Source organism: Ignavibacteriota bacterium, assembly GCA_016218045.1.
Lineage (GTDB): Bacteria > Bacteroidota > Ignavibacteria > SZUA-365 > SZUA-365 > JACRFB01.
Genome location: JACRFB010000052.1, coordinates 104665 through 125887 on the forward strand (window position 1 = coordinate 104665; position 21223 = coordinate 125887).

General features: G+C 59.1%; 19 protein-coding genes. 6 read left to right on the forward strand and 13 right to left on the reverse strand.

From position 1 onward, the window contains the following. Positions 1 to 81 precede the first annotated feature (81 nt). Genes HY962_13635 through HY962_13660 form a run of 6 tightly spaced genes read left to right on the forward strand, consistent with a single transcriptional unit; the run spans position 82 to position 8741 of the window. Positions 82 to 2619, forward strand: coding sequence for a TonB-dependent receptor (locus tag HY962_13635; GenBank protein ID MBI5647966.1), 2538 nt, complete (start codon positions 82 to 84; stop codon positions 2617 to 2619). 5 nt (positions 2620 to 2624) lie between these two features. After that, complete coding sequence (locus HY962_13640; GenBank protein MBI5647967.1) at positions 2625 to 4577, forward strand: 1-deoxy-D-xylulose-5-phosphate synthase; 1953 nt, start codon at positions 2625 to 2627, stop codon at positions 4575 to 4577. Between the two features lie 4 nt (positions 4578 to 4581). Continuing rightward, on the forward strand, positions 4582 to 5589 hold the full coding sequence (locus tag HY962_13645) for a Gfo/Idh/MocA family oxidoreductase (protein ID MBI5647968.1): 1008 nt from the start codon (positions 4582 to 4584) through the stop codon (positions 5587 to 5589). Between the two features lie 3 nt (positions 5590 to 5592). After that, positions 5593 to 6948 carry a phosphodiester glycosidase family protein gene (locus tag HY962_13650; protein ID MBI5647969.1) on the forward strand — a complete coding sequence of 452 codons (1356 nt, stop codon included), beginning with the start codon at positions 5593 to 5595 and terminating at the stop codon, positions 6946 to 6948. Then, positions 6945 to 8090, forward strand: a complete 1146-nt coding sequence (gene ribD, locus HY962_13655; protein ID MBI5647970.1) for a bifunctional diaminohydroxyphosphoribosylaminopyrimidine deaminase/5-amino-6-(5-phosphoribosylamino)uracil reductase RibD — start codon at positions 6945 to 6947, stop codon at positions 8088 to 8090. The genes HY962_13650 and ribD overlap by 4 nt, the downstream gene beginning before the upstream one ends. Before the next feature lie 3 nt (positions 8091 to 8093). Then, positions 8094 to 8741 carry a riboflavin synthase gene (locus tag HY962_13660; GenBank protein ID MBI5647971.1) on the forward strand — a complete coding sequence of 216 codons (648 nt, stop codon included), beginning with the start codon at positions 8094 to 8096 and terminating at the stop codon, positions 8739 to 8741. Positions 8742 to 8759: 18 nt separating this feature from the next. On the opposite strand, the gene HY962_13665 is transcribed toward HY962_13660, so the two are convergent. The 13 genes from HY962_13665 to HY962_13725 all read right to left on the reverse strand — a co-directional run bounded on the left by HY962_13665 (position 8760) and on the right by HY962_13725 (position 21222). Further along, positions 8760 to 9881 (reverse strand): glycosyltransferase family 4 protein, encoded by a 1122-nt coding sequence (locus HY962_13665; GenBank protein ID MBI5647972.1) that lies wholly within the window; start codon positions 9879 to 9881, stop codon positions 8760 to 8762. A gap of 42 nt (positions 9882 to 9923) precedes the next feature. Beyond that, positions 9924 to 10694 carry a class I SAM-dependent methyltransferase gene (locus HY962_13670; protein MBI5647973.1) on the reverse strand — a complete coding sequence of 257 codons (771 nt, stop codon included), beginning with the start codon at positions 10692 to 10694 and terminating at the stop codon, positions 9924 to 9926. A 241-nt stretch (positions 10695 to 10935) separates the two neighbouring features. Next, positions 10936 to 11721 (reverse strand): hypothetical protein, encoded by a 786-nt coding sequence (locus HY962_13675; protein MBI5647974.1) that lies wholly within the window; start codon positions 11719 to 11721, stop codon positions 10936 to 10938. A gap of 6 nt (positions 11722 to 11727) precedes the next feature. After that, complete coding sequence (locus HY962_13680) at positions 11728 to 12501, reverse strand: hypothetical protein (protein ID MBI5647975.1); 774 nt, start codon at positions 12499 to 12501, stop codon at positions 11728 to 11730. A 37-nt stretch (positions 12502 to 12538) separates the two neighbouring features. Then, positions 12539 to 13342 carry a PIG-L family deacetylase gene (locus tag HY962_13685; GenBank protein ID MBI5647976.1) on the reverse strand — a complete coding sequence of 268 codons (804 nt, stop codon included), beginning with the start codon at positions 13340 to 13342 and terminating at the stop codon, positions 12539 to 12541. Further along, positions 13339 to 13893, reverse strand: coding sequence for a GNAT family N-acetyltransferase (locus tag HY962_13690; protein ID MBI5647977.1), 555 nt, complete (start codon positions 13891 to 13893; stop codon positions 13339 to 13341). The genes HY962_13685 and HY962_13690 overlap by 4 nt, the downstream gene beginning before the upstream one ends. Continuing rightward, positions 13890 to 14996, reverse strand: coding sequence for a GNAT family N-acetyltransferase (locus HY962_13695; GenBank protein MBI5647978.1), 1107 nt, complete (start codon positions 14994 to 14996; stop codon positions 13890 to 13892). The genes HY962_13690 and HY962_13695 overlap by 4 nt, the downstream gene beginning before the upstream one ends. Beyond that, the gene (locus HY962_13700; GenBank protein ID MBI5647979.1) at positions 14993 to 15355 is read right to left on the reverse strand and encodes an acyltransferase; all 363 of its coding nucleotides are present in this window, start codon (positions 15353 to 15355) and stop codon (positions 14993 to 14995) included. Before HY962_13700 ends, HY962_13695 begins: the two co-directional genes overlap by 4 nt. A 200-nt stretch (positions 15356 to 15555) precedes the next feature. Continuing rightward, a complete protein-coding gene (locus HY962_13705; protein ID MBI5647980.1) occupies positions 15556 to 16857 on the reverse strand; it encodes an oligosaccharide flippase family protein in 1302 nt (433 codons plus the stop codon). Beyond that, positions 16844 to 18013, reverse strand: a complete 1170-nt coding sequence (locus HY962_13710; protein ID MBI5647981.1) for a glycosyltransferase — start codon at positions 18011 to 18013, stop codon at positions 16844 to 16846. Before HY962_13710 ends, HY962_13705 begins: the two co-directional genes overlap by 14 nt. Beyond that, the gene (locus HY962_13715; GenBank protein MBI5647982.1) at positions 17991 to 19046 is read right to left on the reverse strand and encodes a glycosyltransferase family 4 protein; all 1056 of its coding nucleotides are present in this window, start codon (positions 19044 to 19046) and stop codon (positions 17991 to 17993) included. Before HY962_13715 ends, HY962_13710 begins: the two co-directional genes overlap by 23 nt. Positions 19047 to 19067: 21 nt before the next feature. Further along, positions 19068 to 20243 (reverse strand): PIG-L family deacetylase, encoded by a 1176-nt coding sequence (locus tag HY962_13720; GenBank protein ID MBI5647983.1) that lies wholly within the window; start codon positions 20241 to 20243, stop codon positions 19068 to 19070. Positions 20244 to 20253: 10 nt separating this feature from the next. Further along, entirely contained in the window at positions 20254 to 21222 is a 969-nt protein-coding gene (locus HY962_13725; protein MBI5647984.1) for an SGNH/GDSL hydrolase family protein, read from the reverse strand. Position 21223 lies beyond the last annotated feature (1 nt).

The window sequence follows — 21223 nt, forward strand, 5'->3', positions numbered from 1 at the left end:
GCCGGTACTCCCGCGTGGCAATACTGCCGATTTCACCACTTCTGCGGAATTATCCCGGCGTAACACGTGTTGCGGGAGGTGATGATACTCCGTACGCACACAAACCGATTCGGCGCAATTTGGGCTATTTTGCACCTCTGCATGATGCTGGGCGCGGGAAGCTACGCGCAGGGGCAAAACGCCCGTCTCGAGGGCGTTGTTTTATCCGAGGTCGGACCACTTGTCGGCGCAACCGTGCGTGTACTCGGCACAGGGTCGGGAGGATTGACCGATGCGGACGGGCGATTCCGTATCGACAGACTCGAGGCTCGAGTGTATCAGGTGCAGGTGTCGATGATCGGTTTCGAATCGAGGAACGTTCGAATGACCGCATCCTCAGATCCGGCACCGCAGCGGGTGCAGCTCATCGAGCGTCCTGTCGTTCTCGATGCCGTCGAGGTCGTATCGGACGCGTTACGGCGGCCTGCGGAAGACACACGCGTCAGTGTGCAACAGCTTCAGCCGCGCGAAGCGAAGATATTACCCGGCGCGGGTGAAGACGTCATGCGATCACTTCAATCATTGCCCGGTGTTGTGGCTCCGAACGATTTCAGTTCACAGCTTATCATTCGCGGCAGCGGACCCGATCAAAATCTTATTGTCATGGACGAGATCGAAGTGTTCAACCCGTACCGGCTGTACGGAGCCGTGAGCATGTTCAATCCCGAGACCATCACAGACATCAGTCTCATTTCAGGCGGTTTCCCCGCGCGTTACGGCGATCGGCTCTCCGCCGTCCTCGATGTGACAAACAGGAATGGCAACGCGGATCGTGCCATCGGGGCGAACATCAACATGAGCATAACGAATGCGAACGTGGTGCTCGAGGGGAGCAACCCTGGGTCGATTCCGGGGTCGTGGTTGCTGTCGACACGCAGGACGTATTACGATCTCATACTCGGTCCCATAGCACGGCAGACAGGCCTCGTCACTGGCGATGTGGCTTTCCCGAATTTCCGCGACGTACAGGCAAAGCTATCATTCGGTCCTTTCAACCACTCACGGTTTGTCGTCAACGCTCTCAGCAGCCGCGATGGCGTGGACCTCGTGACGGGTGAGGGGCGTGAAACCCCCGACAGCGTTTCAGTCTTCAACACGCTGTTCAACACCGTGCTCGGTGCGGCCTGGTACTACACACCAAACGAGCGACTCGTCAACAAGCTTGTGCTGTCGTATTACGACAACACGGGCACGACCGAATTTGATGGGCGCTTTCTCGATCCGGTTCTGAACCGTGAGGAATTCAGGGGACAACAGACTGACAGTTTACGCGCTATGGCGCGTCTGTTCGGAATTTCCTTCGACAACGAATTCCGTTTCCGGAAGACCTCCGTAAAGAACATGCTTCTACTCACAGACGAATCCCACGCGTTGGATGCAGGTGTCGGTGTCGATGTGCTCGCGACGGATCTCACTTTTGCTTTCCGTGTATCGCCCGAGCTGCGTCAGATCATCGAGGCAAATCCGCGCTCCTCGGCACTGGTGGACGATATAGCACAGAGTTTAACGTACGTGAAGGCGCATGCCTATGTGCAGGACCGCATTCTCCTTGGCACTTCCTTCGCAGTGACCCCCGGCATTCGAGTGGATTACTACGGGCAGCTCGAAAGCGCTGTTGTTTCCCCACGGCTGTCCGCCTCCTATGCGGTTGATCCCGTTACAACATTTCGCGCCTCCACGGGGCTGTATTACCAGTCGCCCGGATACGAAAAGCTGTTCGATCAAAATCAGTTTTTCGATTTCAGTTCCGACAACCTGCGCACGCTTTCTCCCGAACGCGCCTGGCACGCGGTGCTCGGACTCGAACGATGGATCGACGAGCAGTGGCTCGCGAGAGTAGAGACATATTACAAACGTTTCGCCGATTTGATTGTGCAGAAAAAAACGTCCGCGCTGCGTTGGGAATCGGATCCGACAGGAGTGGATCCCCGCACAGCCGCCGGCTGGTCACAACCCTCGCTCGTGCGAAGGGATTCCCTGACCTCGATCCCCATCAATGGGGCGCGCGGCGACGCGTTCGGTATGGAACTCATGCTGGAGAAACGCTCGCTCGCGGGCGATGATCGCCTCTCGGGATGGGTCAGCTACGCCCTCGCCTGGGCATACCGCGAGCGCGACGGAGTTCACACGCCGTTCAATTTCGATCAGCGGCACACGGCCAACATCGTGGGGAATTACCGTGTGCTGCCATGGCTCGACATCGGCGCATTTTGGAGGATCGGTTCGAATTTCCCCATCACACAACCGCGAGGCGTGCGCCCGCGTATCGTGCTTGAGCAGGGTGTGCCGCAGTTCGCCAGGGATTTTTCCGGCAATGTGATTCTCGACATCGATTATGGGGATGAAGACAACATAAATCAGAGCCGCAAACCGCTGTACCACCGCCTCGATTTGCGCGCGACAGCGACGACCCGTTTCTGGAACGCGGACTGGTCTTTCTACCTCGATATCATCAACGCGTACAATCATGGAAATGTGGCCAGTTTTCGGTACTTTGTTGACGCATCAGGACGCCTCGGCCGCAGGACTGTCACCATGTTTCCCTTACTCCCAACGCTCGGTGTGAGCGCCCGATTCTAAAACCCATGCATGCAGATTCCAGCAATAACGACTCCCCAGGCGGAGCCGTCTCTTTTCTCGACCACATAGACTCACCGGTGGATCTGAGGAAGCTCGATGTTCACGATTTGCGCCACGTCAGCGCGGAAGTGCGCGAGTTTCTCATCGACCACGTGTCGAAGACCGGGGGCCATCTGGGCGCAGGACTCGGTACGGTCGAACTCGCGGTGGCCCTGCATTATGCGTTCGACACTCCCACCGATAAAATCGTATGGGACGTCGGTCATCAGGCCTATCCGCACAAAGTCCTGACCGGACGCAAGGACCGCTTTTCGACCCTGCGACAGTTCGGCGGTATCAGCGGCTTTCTGAAACGGAAGGAGAGCGAATACGACGTGATGGGAGCGGGTCACGCCACCACCTCGATCTCGACAGCGCTGGGCATCGCAACGGCTCGCGACTACAAACACGAGAAGTTCAAGGTTGTCGCGGTCATCGGCGACGGATCCATGACCGGCGGCATGGCGTACGAGGCGATGAACAATTGCGGCCTCCTCAAGAAAGACGTGATCGTCGTTTTAAACGACAACCAGATGTCGATTTCGCCGAACATGTGGTCGATCGCGAATCACTTCAACGAGGTGATCGCGTCACCCACCTATAATCGTTTTCGTAACAACGTGTGGGACCTCGCCGGACATTTTGATCACCTCGGCGACCGCTTCAGAAAAGTGGCCGCAAAACTCGAAGGCGGCCTCAAAGCCGTGCTCACTCCCGGCATGCTCTTTGAAGCACTCGGCTTCCGGTACTTCGGTCCGGTGAACGGGCACAACATCGTCACACTAGTGCACATGTTCCGCGAGGTGCAGCAGTGGAGCGGACCCATCCTCGTGCACGTCGTCACCCAGAAGGGGAAGGGGTACGAACCTGCCGAGAAGGACGGCATGAATCTCCACGGCGTGAATCCCTTCGATAAAATCACGGGGAAATCGCCCAAGGTGAAGGATGCACCTCCGGCATACACGACGATCTTCGGGAAAACCCTGACGGATCTCGCACAAAAAAACGACAAGGTTGTCGGAATTACCGCCGCCATGCTCACCGGTACCGGGCTTGACATACTGAAGAACGAGATGCCCGACCGCTGCTTCGACGTGGGCATCGCCGAACCACATGCCATCACATTCGCTGCGGGTCTTGCAACCGAGGGCTTCATTCCCGTCGCGGCGATTTATTCCACCTTCCTCCAGCGCGCGTACGACCAGATCATTCACGATATCGCCATTCAGGACTTGCACGTGGTCTTTGCGATCGATCGCGCAGGTTTGGTGGGCGCCGACGGTCCCACACATCACGGTTCTTTCGATCTGTCCTATCTGCGCGTGATACCCGGCATGGTCATCATGGCTCCGGCGGACGAGCAGGAACTGCGTGACATGCTCTATACCGCCGTCGAGCACGTTCATGGTCCGGTCGCACTGCGATATCCACGCGGAAACGGGACCGGAAAACAGTTGCGCGAAGAGTATGAGAACGTGCCCGTGGGGAAGGGCGTGGTCTGGCGTGAAGGATCCGGGATCGCGCTGCTCGGCATCGGTTCGATGTCGCAACATTGTTTGAAGGCCGCGGATTTGCTTGCAAATCAGGGTGTGCAGGCGACAGTTGTGAACATGCGTTTTGTCAAACCGCTCGATACCGACCTGATAGACCGTATCGCTGAGACACATCCGTTCATCCTGACGGTGGAGGACAATGCGCGGATCGGCGGCTTCGGAAGCGCCGTGGCCGAGTATCTGAGCGAGAACGGGAAGCACGAAACGCGAGTGCGTGTGCACGGACTGCCCGATTCGTTCGTTGAACAGGGAACGCAGGAAGAGTTGTACCGGAGCATCGATCTCGATCCTCTGGGTATCGCCCGGACCGCGCTGGGATTCATGGGCAAAGCGGCAACACTTCCGGTGGAACACGAGGAACGCTGACACCATGAAACCGCTCTCCATCGGCGTTATCGGCGCCGGACATATCGCACAGACAGCGCATCTGCCCATCCTGTCCCGCATGCAGGACGCGACGGTCGCGGCTCTGTGCGACTCCCGCAAAAGCACAGTCACAAACGTGGCCGGGCAGTACGGCATCACGGCGATCGACACCGACCATCAGCGTCTGCTTGCGCGGTCCGATATCGATGCCGTGGTGATTGCCACACCGACCGATACACATCTCCCGATCGGCCTGGCGGCGATCGAGGCAGGCAAACATCTGTTGATCGAGAAGCCCCTGGCAACCTCGCACAAAGACGCTGCCGCGCTGACACGTGCCGCGGAGAAGCGGGGTGTGGTGTTGATGGTGGGCATGAATCACAGGTTCAAGCAGGACAACACCACCTTGCGGAGTTTTATCCAAAGCGGCGAGTTGGGCGACATTTTCCTCGTGCAGGCAAGCTGGCTGAACTATCAGAGCACCAATCAGAGCTGGCTACGAAAGCGGGAACGTTCGGGCGGCGGTGTGTTCATGGACCTCGGTCTCGTCATGCTCGACCTTGTCTTATGGCTGCTCGATTTTCCCGTCGCACATAGCGTGAGCGCAGTGATGCAGCATGGAAAGGTTCGCGACGTGGAAGACTCCGCGAGTTGTTTTTTCCGTCTCGAAGGCGGCACCGCCGTGTCGCTTCACTGCAGTTGGAACGCCCCGGTCGAGAAATCGCAATTGTCGCTCGATATTGTCGGCACAAAAGGAAGTGCGAGTGTCAATCCGTTGCGCATCCGCAAGATCATCGCCGGCGTGCCGTCGAACGTGACGCCGGTTCTTCCCGAATCGAACGCAAGTATTTTCCGCCGCTCCTACGAGCATCAGTTGCGCCATTTTCTTGGCGCCATCCGCGGATTACACCCCACCATTTCGACGGGCGCCGAGGCCGCCGCGCGGATGCGCCTCGTCGACGCCGCGTACCGCGCATCGGCACTCGGCCAGAGCGTGGAGCCCGCGGAGTAGAACATGGTGGCGGACACGAGCACGCGGAGACAGCTCCACGCGGGACGCGCCATGTTCCGCCGCCGCAGCATCACCGTGTTCTGCCTCCTGGTGTGCACGGCATTCTTCACACGGCTTTCGGCGGCCCCGGGTGATCCGCCAACCGCCTCCACGCCGGGCGACGCGCCTGTCCGCCGTGTTGCCGACGGCGTCTCGTATTACGTACAATCATATCCGAAACTCCGATGTACCGTTCACACCGTGCTTGTGGATCTGGGTCGCAACGACGTGTCGCTGAAGGTTGGCAAGGGACTCGACAACATCGCGGGACTCGAGCGTGTTCATTCCATCATGCACCGCTACGACAGCGTCACGGCGTTTCAGAGCGTCGTGGCGGGAGTGAACGCAAATTACTGGGCCGCCGGTTCAAATCACCCGATCGGTCCGACAGTGTCGAACGGCGTGATACTCAACAACCGCAAGTACAAGAACTGGTCGGCTCTCGCGATCACACAGAACAAACAGTTGTACCTCGACACCTTCCGTATCGAGGCGGAACTGCGCACACGATACGGTGTGATGCCGGTAGCGCGATTCAATGAGCGTCACGACACCTCGAGCATCGTGGTGTACAATTCCTACTACGGAACGACTGTACCGTACATCGATACATCCTGGATCGCGATGGCGAGCGCCGACACGATCACAGACGATTCCGAAACGGAGATCGGTTCCCTTGGCGCCGCTGTCGATTCTATTTGGTCCATCAGCATCGAGAGCGGCTCCCTCAAGGCCCAATTCGAATACCTGTCGCAGCCCGTGGCGAATGGAGAGGTGCCCTGTCGCATCACGTACATCGACACCGGTTTTGTCATGGTTCCAAAAAACGGAGGCGTGATCTCCCTCGGGAAAGGACCGTTGCCGTGGTTGTTCACGATGGGTGTCGGTGATACGGTGACTCTGGTCAGCCGTCTGACTCCCGCGGTGCAGGGCCCCGTGGTAGAAATGACAACAGGCACCCCGCGCCTCGTGCGCGACGGGCGTGTAAGCGTCGAGTGGCAGCAGGAGGGATTGCGCAAGTTGCGCTTCGTGCAGTCGGGATACGGCCGCACCGCCTTCGGCCTCTCGCGGGACGGGAAACGCGCGGTGCTTGTCACCGTCGAGCCGCCCAACCGTCGGCAACGCCGCAAAGGCATATCGTTGCCGGATCTGGCTTCACTGATGATCGAGCGCGGCGCATGGGACGCCTTTAACTTCGACGGAGGAGGATCCGCGACGATGGTGGTTGGCGACGCAACCGTCTCGCCTCCGGCTGGTAATCCATACAGCCGTAAAATATCCACCGCGCTGATGGTAGTGCGCAGTACCAACGAGCGATGAAAGGCCGATATTCCACGCGCATCACGCTGCGGGACGCGCCCGTCGATGCCGCGATCATGGATCGCTGTCTGCGGCTCGCGCGTCGCGGGGGAAGGGCGGTGGAGCCCAATCCCCTTGTCGGTTGCATCGTCGTTCGGGACGGACGTGTTGTGGGACAGGGGTGGCACAAGAAGTATGGCGGTCCGCACGCCGAAGTGTTTGCTCTCCGCGAGGCGGGAGACGCCGCGCGCGGAGCCGACGTGTACGTGACCCTCGAGCCGTGCAATCATCACGGTAAAACGCCTCCGTGCACCGATGCCCTGATTGCGGCGGGTGTCGGACGAGTGATCATCGGCATGAGGGATCCCAATCCCTCCGTACGCGGGGGCGGTATAGCGGTGCTCGAGAAAGCAGGCATACCATGTATCACGGGCCTGTCCGACATTGCCGCTCGCCGCCTGAACGAGCGATTCATCGTGAACACCACACTCGGGCGTCCTTTGATTCTCCTGAAAATCGCGCAAACCCTAGACGGCTTCATCGCACCACTGCGCGGGTCCTCGCAATGGATCAGCTCCGAGGCCTCGCGCGCACGCGTACATTCTATGCGCGCGGCAAGTGATGCGATACTGGTTGGCGCGGGCACTGTGCGCGCCGACAATCCGGCTCTCACGGTGCGCGGCATTCACGGCTCGAATCCGCGCCGCATCGTGGTGACACGCACCATGCACCTGCCGCTCGGCGCCGCGGTGTTCTCCGATACCGACGCACATCGAACGATAGTGGCCACAACTCCCGCCGCACTGCGCGGCGCACCGAGAGCGGCGGCGTCACTCGCGGGACGCGGCATCACCTTACTCCCGATCGCCCCGGGCCGCGGCTTCAGGGACTTTCTCCCCTCGATGCTGACCTTACTCTTCGAGAAGGGCGTCAATACTCTGATGGTGGAAGGTGGCGCGGGAGTCTTCTCGTCCTTCCTGAAACAGGATCTTGCGGACCGCCTCGATATTTTTATCGGTCCATTGTTTCTTGGCGCGGGCCTGGCAAGCGCCGCACAGCTCCCGGCACGCGACCTTCCGGCAGCTCTTCGTATGCGTGTCGACGAAATACACCGCTCCGGCGGAGATGTGCATCTTGTGCTTCGACCACACAGCAGGGATTGAGACATGTTCACAGGTATCATCGCCGAACGAGGCATCATCCGCGTCACGGAGCGTTTCGGCAACGGCCGGCGCCTCGTTGTGGAAGCGCATACGGTTCTTGCCGATGCGGCTTTCGGAGACAGTATCAGCATCAATGGCGTGTGCCTTACGGTCACCGCATTCACCGCCTCCTCGTTTTCTGCCGAAGCGGTCGAACACACCGTCTCAAATACCACACTCGGAGGCCTGCAGGCGGGTGATCGTGTGAATCTCGAGGCCGCGCTCCGCGCGGATGGAAAACTCGGCGGGCATTTTGTGCAGGGCCATGCTGATCGTGTCGCGCGTATTGTGCAGATCCGCGAAAAGGCCGAGAGCTGGTTGATTGATATTGAATACGACCCCGCGGACGCAGCGCTCCTGGTGCCTCAGGGCAGCATCGCTGTCGACGGTGTCTCGCTCACCATCGCCGAATTGGGCGGCAATTCCTTCACCGTGTCGGTGATACCGCACACCTATCACGCCACAGTATTCGAGGATAGCAGGCCGGGCCGTCTCGTGAATATCGAGTTCGACGTGCTGGGGAAATACGTGCTCGCCGCACTCGCACGCCGAGGCGATGCCGCCGCGCCGGGGCGTATCACTCCGGATTTTCTCGGCGGACTCGGGTATTGAGCCCGCGCTATACGGACATCAGGATCGTTTTCTCTTTTTATTGATGGCAGCCTGCAGGAAACCGAGCGTCTCGTCGGCGGCCTTTTCCCAGTCGAACTTGTCGGCCCATTGAAGCGCCGCCTCGCTCAGTTCCGCGCGCCGCGTTGGATTCTCGAGCAGGGTCCGCATGTGGGCTCCGAGCTGCTGAATGTTTCCGAATTCATAGAGCAATCCGGTGGAGCCGTTCACGACCGAGTCGCGCAGGCCAGGCACGTCGGCGGCTATAACCGGAATCCCGCAGGCGTTGGCCTCGACCACGGTCAGTCCCCAGCCCTCCTTGGAAGACGTGTTGACCACAAAATTCATCGTCTGCAGCAAGGGCGCCTTTTGATCCTCATCGATGAAGCCGTGGAAGACGAGACGATCCCCCAGACCGAGTTCCGCCGCCAGCGCCTCGAGACGCGGGCGGTCGTCGCCATCGCCGATGATATGCAACGTGAGGCGCGGGTACTCATGACGGAGCCCGTCGAACGCGCGGAGCAGATGATCGACCGACTTGTACTTTTTCAGTCGGCCGAAGTAGCATATGCGGTCGGGATCATGGACGTCCTTTTCAGCAGGGAAGTACACGGTTCGATTGACGCAGTAATTGATGATGGTCACCTGCTCGGGTGGAAAGCCCCATTCAAGGTATTCCTTGTGTGTGCTCGGTGATCCGATGATAAAATGGACGTGCCGGTATACCGGCTTGATGAGTTTTTCGCAAAGATGGACGTAGAGCGCAAGAGGAAAGATTGTTTCCAGGAAAATGCTCTTCCCGAATAGATGATGCGTGACACCCTGAATCGGAGCATTCACAAACAGGGGAGTGAAAAAGGGGATTTTATTGACGTCGTCCACAACCACGTCGTAGCCCTCTTTTTTGAACCGTTTCCACCAAGCCAGTGGGACATGCAGATTAAATACGCTGCGACCGCCATGTCGGACGATTCGGATCCCATTCCGCATTTCTTCCGCTTTCGAACCCTCATAGCGGTGGCAGAACAGCGTTACCTCGTGGCCGCGGGCTGCGATCCGTTCGAAGACTTCGTGGAGATGGACCTCGGCTCCACCCGCGAGTGGATTCGTGATATCCTGCCAGTTAAGTACAAGTATTTTCAATGCAATACGGCGCTGTATTAAATCTTATTCGACGTAGTTCGTTTATTGCTTTTCTGCAATGATACCGATCGACAAGGACGTATTCAGCTTCAGTGGGCTCCCATCAAGTTTCTCTCTGATCTGCTTTCGCAGCCTTGACACAGGCGGCAGAAGTTGCGGGTATAATGGCATCTTGAGCCCAATTTTACCTGCCGCTTCTCTGAAGGTGCGATAAAACAAACTTGGATACATCCACTCACCGTAGGCGGCCTTCGGGGTAAGTCCGAGCGAACGCAGTAAAGTCCTCAATTCACGCACGGAGAATTCGCGCTCCCAGCCCGCAAACCAGGCATTCGCTGCAATAAGTGCATGTTTGATGACGGTGTAGACGTGCCAGCGCTGCGGCACATCGACCACCAACAGGCCTCCGGTGCGGAGGACACGTACATTTTCCTTCAGCAGCGCTTCTGCGGCGGGCTTGCGGAAGTGCTCCAGCAAACCCTGATGAAACACAACGTCGAAGGTCCCGTCATGAAACGGCAGAGCAAAAGCGTCACCGCCGATGGCATGCACGCGGGTATCGGGCGGCGCGGCGGACCGGATGATCTTGAGCGAGTTCATGGAATAATCGAGCAGGAAAAGCTCGGCACCATCGCCAGCCATATAGAAGCTGTCGCGTCCGGTGCCGGCTCCGACTTCAAGGATGCGCTTGCCGGACACATCCATTACGGATCGAAGATTTCGACGGATGCGGTCCGTGTTTGCGTACACCTCCTTGACGTCGGACTTGTCCTTCCAAAAAGATTCCCAGTTCTGTTTTGTCGATTCCTTCATGAAAGCCCCTGATCCAACAGGATCAATGTTTTCTTATAATATATATTATGTAAAGTCATCCGAAGTATAGCCACCCTCCTGTAGTGGAGGTGTGTCGGATTCATAGCGTCAACAAAAAATCGCGGCAAAGGATTCACCTTTCATGCCGACTCTGTGCAAAGTTACATGTGCCGGAGCTACAAGCAAGACACGGTATGGGCCGTGTAGCGAGCATCCGGTATGCGCGGCACATCCGCGGAGTTTACCAGTCCTTCGCACGTTTCGGAATCACTTCGAGCGGCAGAGAGACCTGGTATTTTTCTCCCTGCGCCAGTTGCCAGTATTCTCCCGTGATCTGGCCGGATCCGACCACTTCGCAATATGCCAGTCCGGTGCGTACGAGGCCTTCGTTCGCCTGAAACGGCAGAATTACAATCGACCCGTTGGCGGGAATAGTATACCGGTCTCTCGATATCTGTTTTCCCTTGTCGAGATAAAATGTGACTGCCACTGTGATGCTGCTGTCGGAGGCGGGATTCGAAAGATACAGGCGCGCATCGATGGCCGGATCGGACACAAAATGCTGGCATAGCAGTGCCGTACCACCCCTGGCATCCGCCACGGGGATTGCCGTATTGAACGGCATGAGATCCGGATTCCGGTAGAACTGCCAGTACTGTGCGGCTACACTTCCGCCATCGGAATAAATGCGGATAGTGCCGCGAAAACGTTTGTCTTTAAGGCGTTTGCCGGGATCGTAGTTCACCTTTCCGAACATGGGCAGGAAATACGATTCCGCGTCGTGGAGTTTCCCATCGTTGTCGTACACCATGACGTTGACCACGGACCCTGATCCCTCGACATCGGTGATGACGAGATGCGTCTCGTATTTTTCGGGATCGGAATCGAAGTAGTTGACGATCAACTGGTCACCCACCCGGAGCAATGCGTGTGTGCCGGCTCCGGAAGGGTCCTGCGCGCGGATGTCGAGATCCGCGCGCAGGAGTCCCAAAAACATGACAAGTACAACAACGACCGAATACCGCATGGGGCGTCAGCGGATCTTTGTCACACCCTCGAGCGGGAGCGCAACCTGGTACTTCTCGCCCGGCGAGGCCTGCCAGTATTCGCCCGTGATCTTGCCCGCGCCCACCACAACAAGATACGCCGTGCCTGTCATACGAAGGCCCTTTGTCACTTTATAGGGATTGATGCGGGTGATGCCGTTCGGCTGGATGATGAAGTTGTCGGTTGCAACCAGTCCCCCATCGTCTGAATACATTTTCAGATTGACGGTCACGGGGCGCTCCTCTTCGGCATTGGCGACAACGATGGACGCGTCGATGCCCTTGTCGGACACGAAGTGCTGGCACACCAGTTTGTCGTAGCCCTCGCCGTTGGAGGCGGGCACGCCGATGTTCATGAATGAGTTTTTCTTGTCCTTGCTCATCTCCCAATACTGGCCGATGAGGTTGCCTTCCTGGGCTTCGATGCGGACAGTTCCCTTGAACACGGGATTCTGGTTCAGGCCGTGCTGATAGGCGTTCAGGTAGGTCAGCGGATTGTAATTGAGTTTTCCGAAAGCGATCAACCGCTCGTACCGCTCGTAGACAAGTCGTCCATCCTCGGTGAATATCTTGATCTTGATATCCGGCCCTATCCCATCGACATCGCTGATGACAACATGCGTTTCAATCTCGTCGGGATTCGAGGAGAAGTTGTTGATGATGAGTTTCTTGCCCGTTTGCGCGGTGAGTTGCGTGCAGGCGAGACACAGAGCAATCGCTGCAAGAATCAGGCTGGCGGCCGCGTTGCGCGTGGTCAGCATGTGGGCATTCCTCCTGGGAGATGAAAAGAGTGATGGGTTATGGTTTCAAAAGCTGTGTGACGTACCGTACATACTGCGGAAGCGGCAGCGAGAGAAATGCTTCCGCGTAGCGGACTCCCCCGCCGAGCGTTATCGCCCGGTAGGCGTTGAGTCCGGTAATGTGATGCTCATAGTCGATGACGGATGTCTGGGATTTGTAGCAGTGAATGGCGGAGCGCTTGATGGTGAGGGTGTCGCTGATATCACAAACGGCTGTTGCCGGAAGCGGACTCCAGACCTCGTATCCGCGCGCCTCGCAGGATGCCAGGCGCGGCACATCGAAAGCACGCGCGGCGCAGATATTCACTCGACGATGTTCGTCGTGATTATCGAATATCGATGGAAGATACAAAAGCCGCGGGTGTTTCTCAATGCCGATGTCACGAAGCCGCGAAACAGCATCAACGCTGTCGAGCGCATGACCGGGAAGCTCGAGGCAGCAGATTTCGTGCACCCCCAGCGCGTTCATCGCGGCATCAAACTCGCGCCTGCGCAGCGCGATAATTTCATCAGCGCGGAATGTGGAGGTCGCCTCGAGACTGGCGGCGTTGTCAGCAAAGAGTACCACGGTCACGCGATGCCCCGCAGCCACATGGCGTGCAATCGTGCCTCCGGCGCCGAAGGTCTCGTCGTCGGCATGAGGCGCCAGGACCAGAACCGGAATTTCGTCGCCTGTTTCGAAAACAAGCTCGCGTGGATACACGGTCCGCAGGTGATTCAAAGCGAGGTCCGCAAGATCGGCCACGCGTGAATGCAGCCGCCTGCGCGCAAAGGCGTCGCGCATGTGCCGGATCCCGATCATGTGTTCACTCCGACGACGCGTCCGCGGCGCAGGACAGGTATGTCCGCAAGCCAATATGTGCGCATCAAACCGGCGGCGTCGAAACCTGCCTTTTCGATGCCGCGCAATGACGCATGGTTGCGTGCATCAGCATAAATCCACACCCGCGAGACGTCGTCGCGCTGAATATGCCGAACGATCCAACGAAGAGCCGCGGGGTACAACCCGCGTCCGCGGTGTGTGGGCGCGGTATTGCAGTCGTATACGACACGCTCCGCATCAGGAATGCGCCATTCAAAGCCCAGTTCGTCGACGTGCAATCCACCGGAGGCAAGCCATGCGGTGAACACACGTTCCCCCCTGTCGCTCTGGGCTATCGCGGCATGACCGTCGCGAAAGCGGGACCGATAACATGCCGCGAGTCGGTCGTCGGATAAACTAGACCATGGGAAAACGTTCTCAGAGTCGAGCATGTGAAACTGCTGCCCGGAAGCCTGGTCCTCGTGTACCGGATTTGCGTCAGGCCGCGTGGAGAAAAACAGGAGCGTCTCAAGACGCATAAACCGTCTCATGCAGCCCTCTCCTGCCTGCGCGCGGCGACGATCATGCGCCGCATGCCCCGGAGAAATCCCGCTGCTGCATGACGTGCGCGAGCGCGGGGCGGGACGACGCGCATACACACGGTGCGCGACTCAACGCCGCCGAAATCCCTTTTGTACCGTTCTTCGCCGCGCAGAAAATCGAGCGCACGAAGACCGCGGGTGCGGAGGGTGTTGATGAGAAGCGAAAAATTGATGATCCCTGGAGCGAGGGCCGAAGCAGATGGTAGCATGCCTGAGAGGAAGTAATAAAAAATTCCTCCATGCTCAAAGCCCATAAGACAATGCACCGGCACACCGTGCGCGGTGAGCACGGCGTATTTTGCTTCATGCGCGAGACGGTCCTGCAGCTCGCGGAAAAAGTCCGCGTTGCACGATTCCGCGAGGAAGGCGGTTTCGCCGAAACGTTCCGCGGAGAGCACGGTCAGGCACGCGCGCAGCGTGTCGTCCGCCGCGCCGTACGTCCACGCGAGCCCGTTTGCGGCATCCGCATAACGCGTCAACGCCTTTTTCAGCGTGCGTCGAAAAGTCGGGCGCACCGCCGCCATAAGCAGGTCCTCCAGCGGCGTTTCACCACATGGCGCAAGCTCCATGCGCAGGCAGGGCCGCCCCGGAAGTACCAATCGCTCGTCGCGACGCTCGAAGTGGATTGCGATGCGCGAGGCGATTCCACCGACGGGGATGTCGCGCAGTTGCAGCCACGCGCGCGGCCGTTGTTGTTCACAATATCGGACAATATCCTCTGTATAGTCCGCGTTGTCGGCGGCGGGGACAACGATGTCGAGATACGGCGCGAGGTCATCGCCGATAAAGAGCAGGTGTTCCCATGCCAGGGCGCCGCCAAAGGCGCGTTTCTGCAGGAATAGCGGCGCGATGAATCGAATTGTACAATCGGCGTCGAGACCCGCAAGCAGGAACAGTTCCCTTCTCTCGTCCGCCGCACCGAAAGTTTTCCACCAGCTCTCGTTCCACTCGAGCGATTGAAACGGCGTGTTGGTGTGTAGTCCTCCGGCATATGCCGCGGTCCACCAGGTACGCAGGCGGGCATCAGAAAAATCCATTCGCTCGACAGTCATGGCTGCTCCCGCATGCGGAGTATCGTTGCGGGTGATCCCGCGACGATGGCCCATGGGGGAACATCGCGCGTGACGGTGCTGTTGGCGCCGACCACGGCATGATCGCCGATTGTGACTCCGCCCAGAACGATGCTCGAGGCGCCGATCCAGACGTCGCGGCCGATGTGAATCGGATTCTTGCGTCCGCCCTGTTGGGAAATGGGGACGGTCGGATCGTCGATCACATGCTGCGCGTCGATGATGCTGACGAAGGACGCGATGAGAGTGTTATCGCCAATTTCGACGGAGCCGGACACGGTGCAATGCTGGCCGATGAACACCGATGATCCTATACGCAGCGTGTCATGTGCTTCCGCAATCAACCAGGAATCCTGCAGGATCTTCGCCCCGCCACCGATCTCCACCCTCGCGGTCTCGTGTATATCGATCTGCACGCGCCGTCCAAAGGACACGTTGTCGGCGATTTGCTGGCCTGCTGCACGCAGTGCGCGCACGGCACGCTTGCGCTCGAGATTCTCGACGGCAATAAAAACGCGTGTCAGGAAGGCGCCTATCGACATCATGGCTGCACCACGCGGGAACGTGTCTCAATCTCGTGACGATGTGAATACAGATACCACATCGAAAAACTTCCGGCTGCGAACCAGAGCAATACGGTGCTGATCGCGGCCCCGATCGCTCCCAGCGCCAGAATGAAGAAGTAATGCGATACCAGCGTGATCAACAGTTGCACGGCGCTGATGAGGGTGACGATGTTCGCGCGATTGATGCTGAGCACGAGCATCGTGAGCGGATTCCCGAGTATCGTCCATACATACCCGAGCACTAGGACGCCGAACATCGGGACGGACGGACCGTACTTCGGAAAAAATTCCGGCACCAGGAACGCAACAAGCACGGCGTATCCGATGGACAGAAGCGAGACCGGGACGGTGACTTGCAGGGAGCGGCGCACATAGCTTTGCATCTCGATCATCGACCGTACAGCCATGGCCTTCGGGAAAAACACCGTCGCGATGGAACCGGTAAGAACAATCAGCGGCATACACAGGCGCACTGCCGCCGCGTAATGCCCCACTTCCGCGGGACGATCCGAAAGCAGCGGCGTCACCATGAACACGTCGAGGCGCATAAGGAACATCGTGGCGAACGACGTGAGCATCATCCATTTGCCGAAGGAGAAAATCTCGGCCCCGATCTCGGGCCAGTCGAAAGGTACAGAACTTCGCAGCGACGGCATGAGCAACAGGGCCAAAAGGAACAAGACCCCGGGAGTGAGCATGTAGGCGTAATAGACAAGGTCGAGCGAGAACCACCCGAGGACCGCGCCACCGGCGATCACAGCGGCCTTGCCGAATCCCTCCACGATTCTGAACACGGTGAGGGGTTTGAAGTGCTGACGGGCCTGCAGAACCGCGAGCATGTAGTCGAAGGCGCCGAAGCCCAGAAGTCCGACACCCAGGATGCGCAGCGGATGCGCGAGCGCGGGAGTAAAAAACACCCAGTCCGCGAGGGGCCGCGCTGCGAGCGTGATCGCCGCCCCGCTGCCGGCGAGGGCCAGCCATTTCACGCGCCAGCCGAAGCGCACGTGCGCAGCGGCACGATCGGGATTGTCGGCCGCATAGAGCGCGGTGAAACGGATGATGCTCGAATGCAGGCCCGAATCGGTGAACTGCTGCACCGTCGCCAATGCCGTGATGAAAACACCGTAGAGCACGTACTGCTCGGGCTGCAGAAGGCGGAACAGCAGGACGGTGATCAGAAACGTGAGGGATTTTGCGACCACGTCACCGACAAACACGATACCGCTTTCACGGGCGTGCACCGGAAATATCCGTGTGATGGATTCAGGCCAGGACATCGACCGGGGCCTCCACCGCGCGTGTTTCACCGAGCACGGCCGCATACGCTTCGAGCGTCTGTTCCCCCACCACGTCGAGCGAATACCTCTCGCACACGTACGCGGCAAGCACGTCACCACGCGCGGCTGAACGCTGCGCGCGGTGTATAGCGGCTGAGATGGACTCGACATCCGCCGGATCACAATACTCCGCCATCGCGCCGAAGTATTCCCGCGCCGATCCGATCTGCGTGCAGACCACGGGGCAGCCCGCAACAGCCGCTTCAAGACTGCTCAATCCCGGCGTCTCGAACCAGCTCGGTTGCGCATGCACCTGCGCATGGACGTAATACGGCCAGACCGATTCCCAGGGAAGGTTCTCGACATGGATCAGATGCACGCCGTTGCGTCGCGCCTCGCGCCGGCAACGCGACCAGTATTCGGATTCCGCGCGGTTGATGCTGCCAAGGAGCACCAGCGCTTCGTCGCGGCCGCGCAGTGCGCGGATAAGGTACAACTGGTTCTTGCGACGCTCAATGCGACCCACACACAGGATGTAGGATGATGGAAGTCCCTCGGGTCTGTCCATGCCGCCTTCCATGCTCCGGCTCGGATTGACGATCACAGCCGAAGGAGTGTGACTATGGAAGGCAGTGCGCAGCAGTGTTTCCTCGGCGCGAGAATTCGGCAGGAGCATCGACACCGATCGGGTTATACCGGCGAGGAATTCCTTGTACATCGGATTGTACCGCACGGTCTTCAGATGATGCCCCAGAAACGGCCGGACAAAGCCCCTTGGAAGAAGCAGCAGCGCACGAAGCAGGCCACGTTTCCATGCGGCAACGGAGTGCGCGGCGCTTTCGTAGGGTTCCATGTCCCAATAAATCGGCGAGAGCACGACCGGGATTCCGCGTTCGGTCGCAAGGCGCAGCGAGTCCTCGTACTGATACGAAAGCAGCAGGTTAAACGCATGAACGATATCGAAACGCGCGCGGGTGCTGCTGAGCGCAACGCGGCGTTCTTCCTCCTCGAGCAGCAGCGTCACCGAATGGCCGCGCTGTTCCAAGGCCTCGCGTGTCGCGAGGATCTGTGTTGTATCACCGCCCGGATTCGTCAGGAGATCCGGCCGGGCGATAAACAGTATCGCAAGGGTGCTATCGTTGCCGGTGCTTCGCATAATTCGTCAGGTACAGATCCGCAATGCCCTCCCATGTGAGGGAGTCCGCGAGACGGCGCGCGGATTGCGCGGCGGAAGTCGCCCGCTGAAAACCGTCTCCATCCAACAGCGACTCGAAGGTTCTCCGCAGCGCGGTGCGTGATTCGCAGTACAGAAGATTGTGTTCTACATCGGGCAGCGAGCGGAAGTAATCACGTTTTATCGGCGTCAAGGCCGGCGCAATGACCGGCACATCGTACGCAAACGCATCCAGTACGGACAGGAAACCCGTACCGATCATGACACCGGCCGTTTCCAGAAAACCATTCACATCTGGTGTTGCGGGTGTATGAATCACGTCGAACCACTCGTTTTTCAGATCCAGAATCTCGTGTTCGAGCAGACCGTCACCCACCAGCGTCAAAGACGCATTCCGCCGGGTTGCGGCTGCGGCAGCCGCAAGCTCGGCGGCCACTTCCGCGATGCAGGTGTCGGGTGCAAGGCGTCCGATAAATAAAAATGCGGGGTGCGCTTTCCATACACCGTTCGTGCGCCGTCGCAACGGCGCGCCCACATATGTATGGTCGATCCGCTGCGCGTAGTGTAAGCGCAGAAAATCGCCGGCGCCGAAGGTCACATCCATCCTGCGCGCGCTGAACGCGCGCTGCATATCGTCGCGACGGCGCACGGGCCAGGAGTCGAAACCATGAAACGTCATCGCGTACACCGGCGAGCGGAGCACCGCGTAGAGCGGAAGGTACCAGTGGACGAAGGTGCCGTAGTCGTGAAAGTGCAGGACGTCGGCACACGCGAATTCATCGCGGTGCGCCGACATCCAGCTCCAATACCGTGCGCGTGTAAAGGGTCGAACCGGGCGCACCGAGAGGTGCCGGATACACACATTTTCTGCATCGCGCACGGAGGCGCCCGGTGTTTCCGTGACAATCGTCACATCGTGCCCCGCATGCGACATCTCGGCCGCGATGCGTTCCACCGACAGCTCGACGCCGCCGATGTCGGGATACATTCTATGCACGAAATGAACGATGCGCATCGGGGGATGCCTGATTCAGTTTCAGAATGAGACACGCTGGAAAAATTCGTATCGCGGCGGCTCCCCGGTTTCGGGCGTGAAGCCGTAGTCCTTCACAAAACTTCCATCCATGTACTGGTCCGTCGGATCCCACGGCTTGTCGTAGTCGTTCCCTTCCTTGTACAGGAACGTGATGCCCTTGAACGCCTCGTACTTCTTCTTCCACGCCGCGCCATTGTCGAGATTCAGGTCGAGGAAATGTGTGATGTTGTCGCGGTAGTTGTACTCCGGAAAGCCGGTGAACAAACTCACACCCGGATTGGACGTCGCATGGGCTTTTACCGCATCGAGCACGAGGTCGTGCGCCATCTTATGCAGGTAGTTTCCGTACTCCCCGTCTTTTCCGTGTCCGACCACGATGCCCGGTTTCACCTCGTTGAGCAGCGTACGCAGCGAAGCGGCGATGGCACGGCGGTATTCGGTTCCCGGACCGAAAGTCGCGGGGAAATCGAGTCCCGGCGCCTCACCGACCTGCACAATGTGTTTCCCGGAGACGGTCAGGTCGATCGGCAATACCTGTATGTCGACGCCGAGCGAGCGCGCGTATCCCGCAATGATGTCGAGCTTTTTTTCGCCTTGCACGTCGGTCTTCACCACGGTGCGTCCATCGGCCATGACACCAAAGCTGTTGTAACCCGCAAGCACCTGCGAAGGCGTGTCGGTCTGCCCCTGCGATCCGTCGGCGCCGTTCGAGATCAACACAACCTTCACGCTCCAGCCGTTGGCCGCGGCGTAGGCAAGCAGTCCGCCTGCCAGGAACACCTCGTCGTCGGGGTGGCAAAAAATACCGAGCAGTGTTTTATTCCTGGCGGTGCGCGCCTTAATCAGAGTGCTCATATCCGCGATTCCGCGATCGCGCAGTGCAGCGGGTGTTTTCAGATACCCTTCGTGGTCATCGGCATCGAACACACTGAGGAAGTAGTCGATTTTGATCTTCTCGTTCGGCGTGCTGTTGTACATGAACTCCTGCTTATAGACGACCGGGTGGTCGACGCCGGGCCATTCGTCGAAGTCCCACGTTCCGTGCGGAATGCCTGCGGGGATGTCGAATCCCTTCTGATACATCCGCGCCTCGGCTTTCGAGGGGACGGGAGTCTGGGCCTGCGCACCGACGGCACACAGGGCCGCGACGGCGAGGACGATGATGGCGATTCTCATACTGCTCTCCTTATTGGACAATGATACACTCTTTGTACTGCGTGGTGCCGCGCAGATGCACGACATACCATCCCGCGCGAAGATGGTCCGTGTTCCACATGGCGAACAGCTCGCCGGGCGCGGCTGCCGTGCTGGTCACGACCGATACCCGTCCACCGCGCGCATCCAGCAATTCCCAGTCGACGGGTCCTGGCTTGTCTGTGTAACAGCGTGCAACAAGCCGCCCGTGCAGGCGCGGATCGAAGGGCTGCGGATATACATCGATTCTCTGCGAGGCGTCGATGGCCGGCGCGCCCGCATCCAGAGCCGCGAGCACCGCGGGCAACAGCCGCACGGCGATATCACGATGACCTGCCGGCGTGGGATGCACTCCGTCGATGCCGAGCAGAGCCGCGTCATCCAGGGAGTCCCATGGCAGCGGAACGATGGGCGTGTGTGTGTCCGCGGCCACTGTGCGCAGCGTCGAATCATAGCTGCGGTTGTGTGCCGCGGCTCCACCGAACGGCGCGTAGAGGCGCGGTTCGGAATAGGCCGCATAGCGCGATGCAATCAGCGGGGGAAGACCGAGGAGCACCGGCTGCACTCCCCCGCCTCTGAGGCGCCGCACAATCAGATGAAGATTGGCCGCGTACCGCTGCAGTGATACGCGCGGTGTTGTGGCGTTGCCGTGAATGTAATAGTCGTTTGATCCGAACGCGACGACCGCGACTTGGGGTCGAAGAGCGAGCACGTCGGACTCGAGGCGCGCGAGGGCGTCGTCGGTGGTTTCACCGGCGAAGCCGAGAGAGATGTTTCGTGCCGAGCCGTGCCGTTCCCGGACCAGGGTATCGCATACCGCGGGATACGCGTCCGCAGGCCGTCGCACCGCATCCATCCACCCCTCGGTGATCGAGTCACCGAAATAGACCACAAGCGGCTGCGCGTTGATGCGCACACCGAGGGCGGTCAGGAGAAGGAGGATGGATGCGGCGCGCGGCATG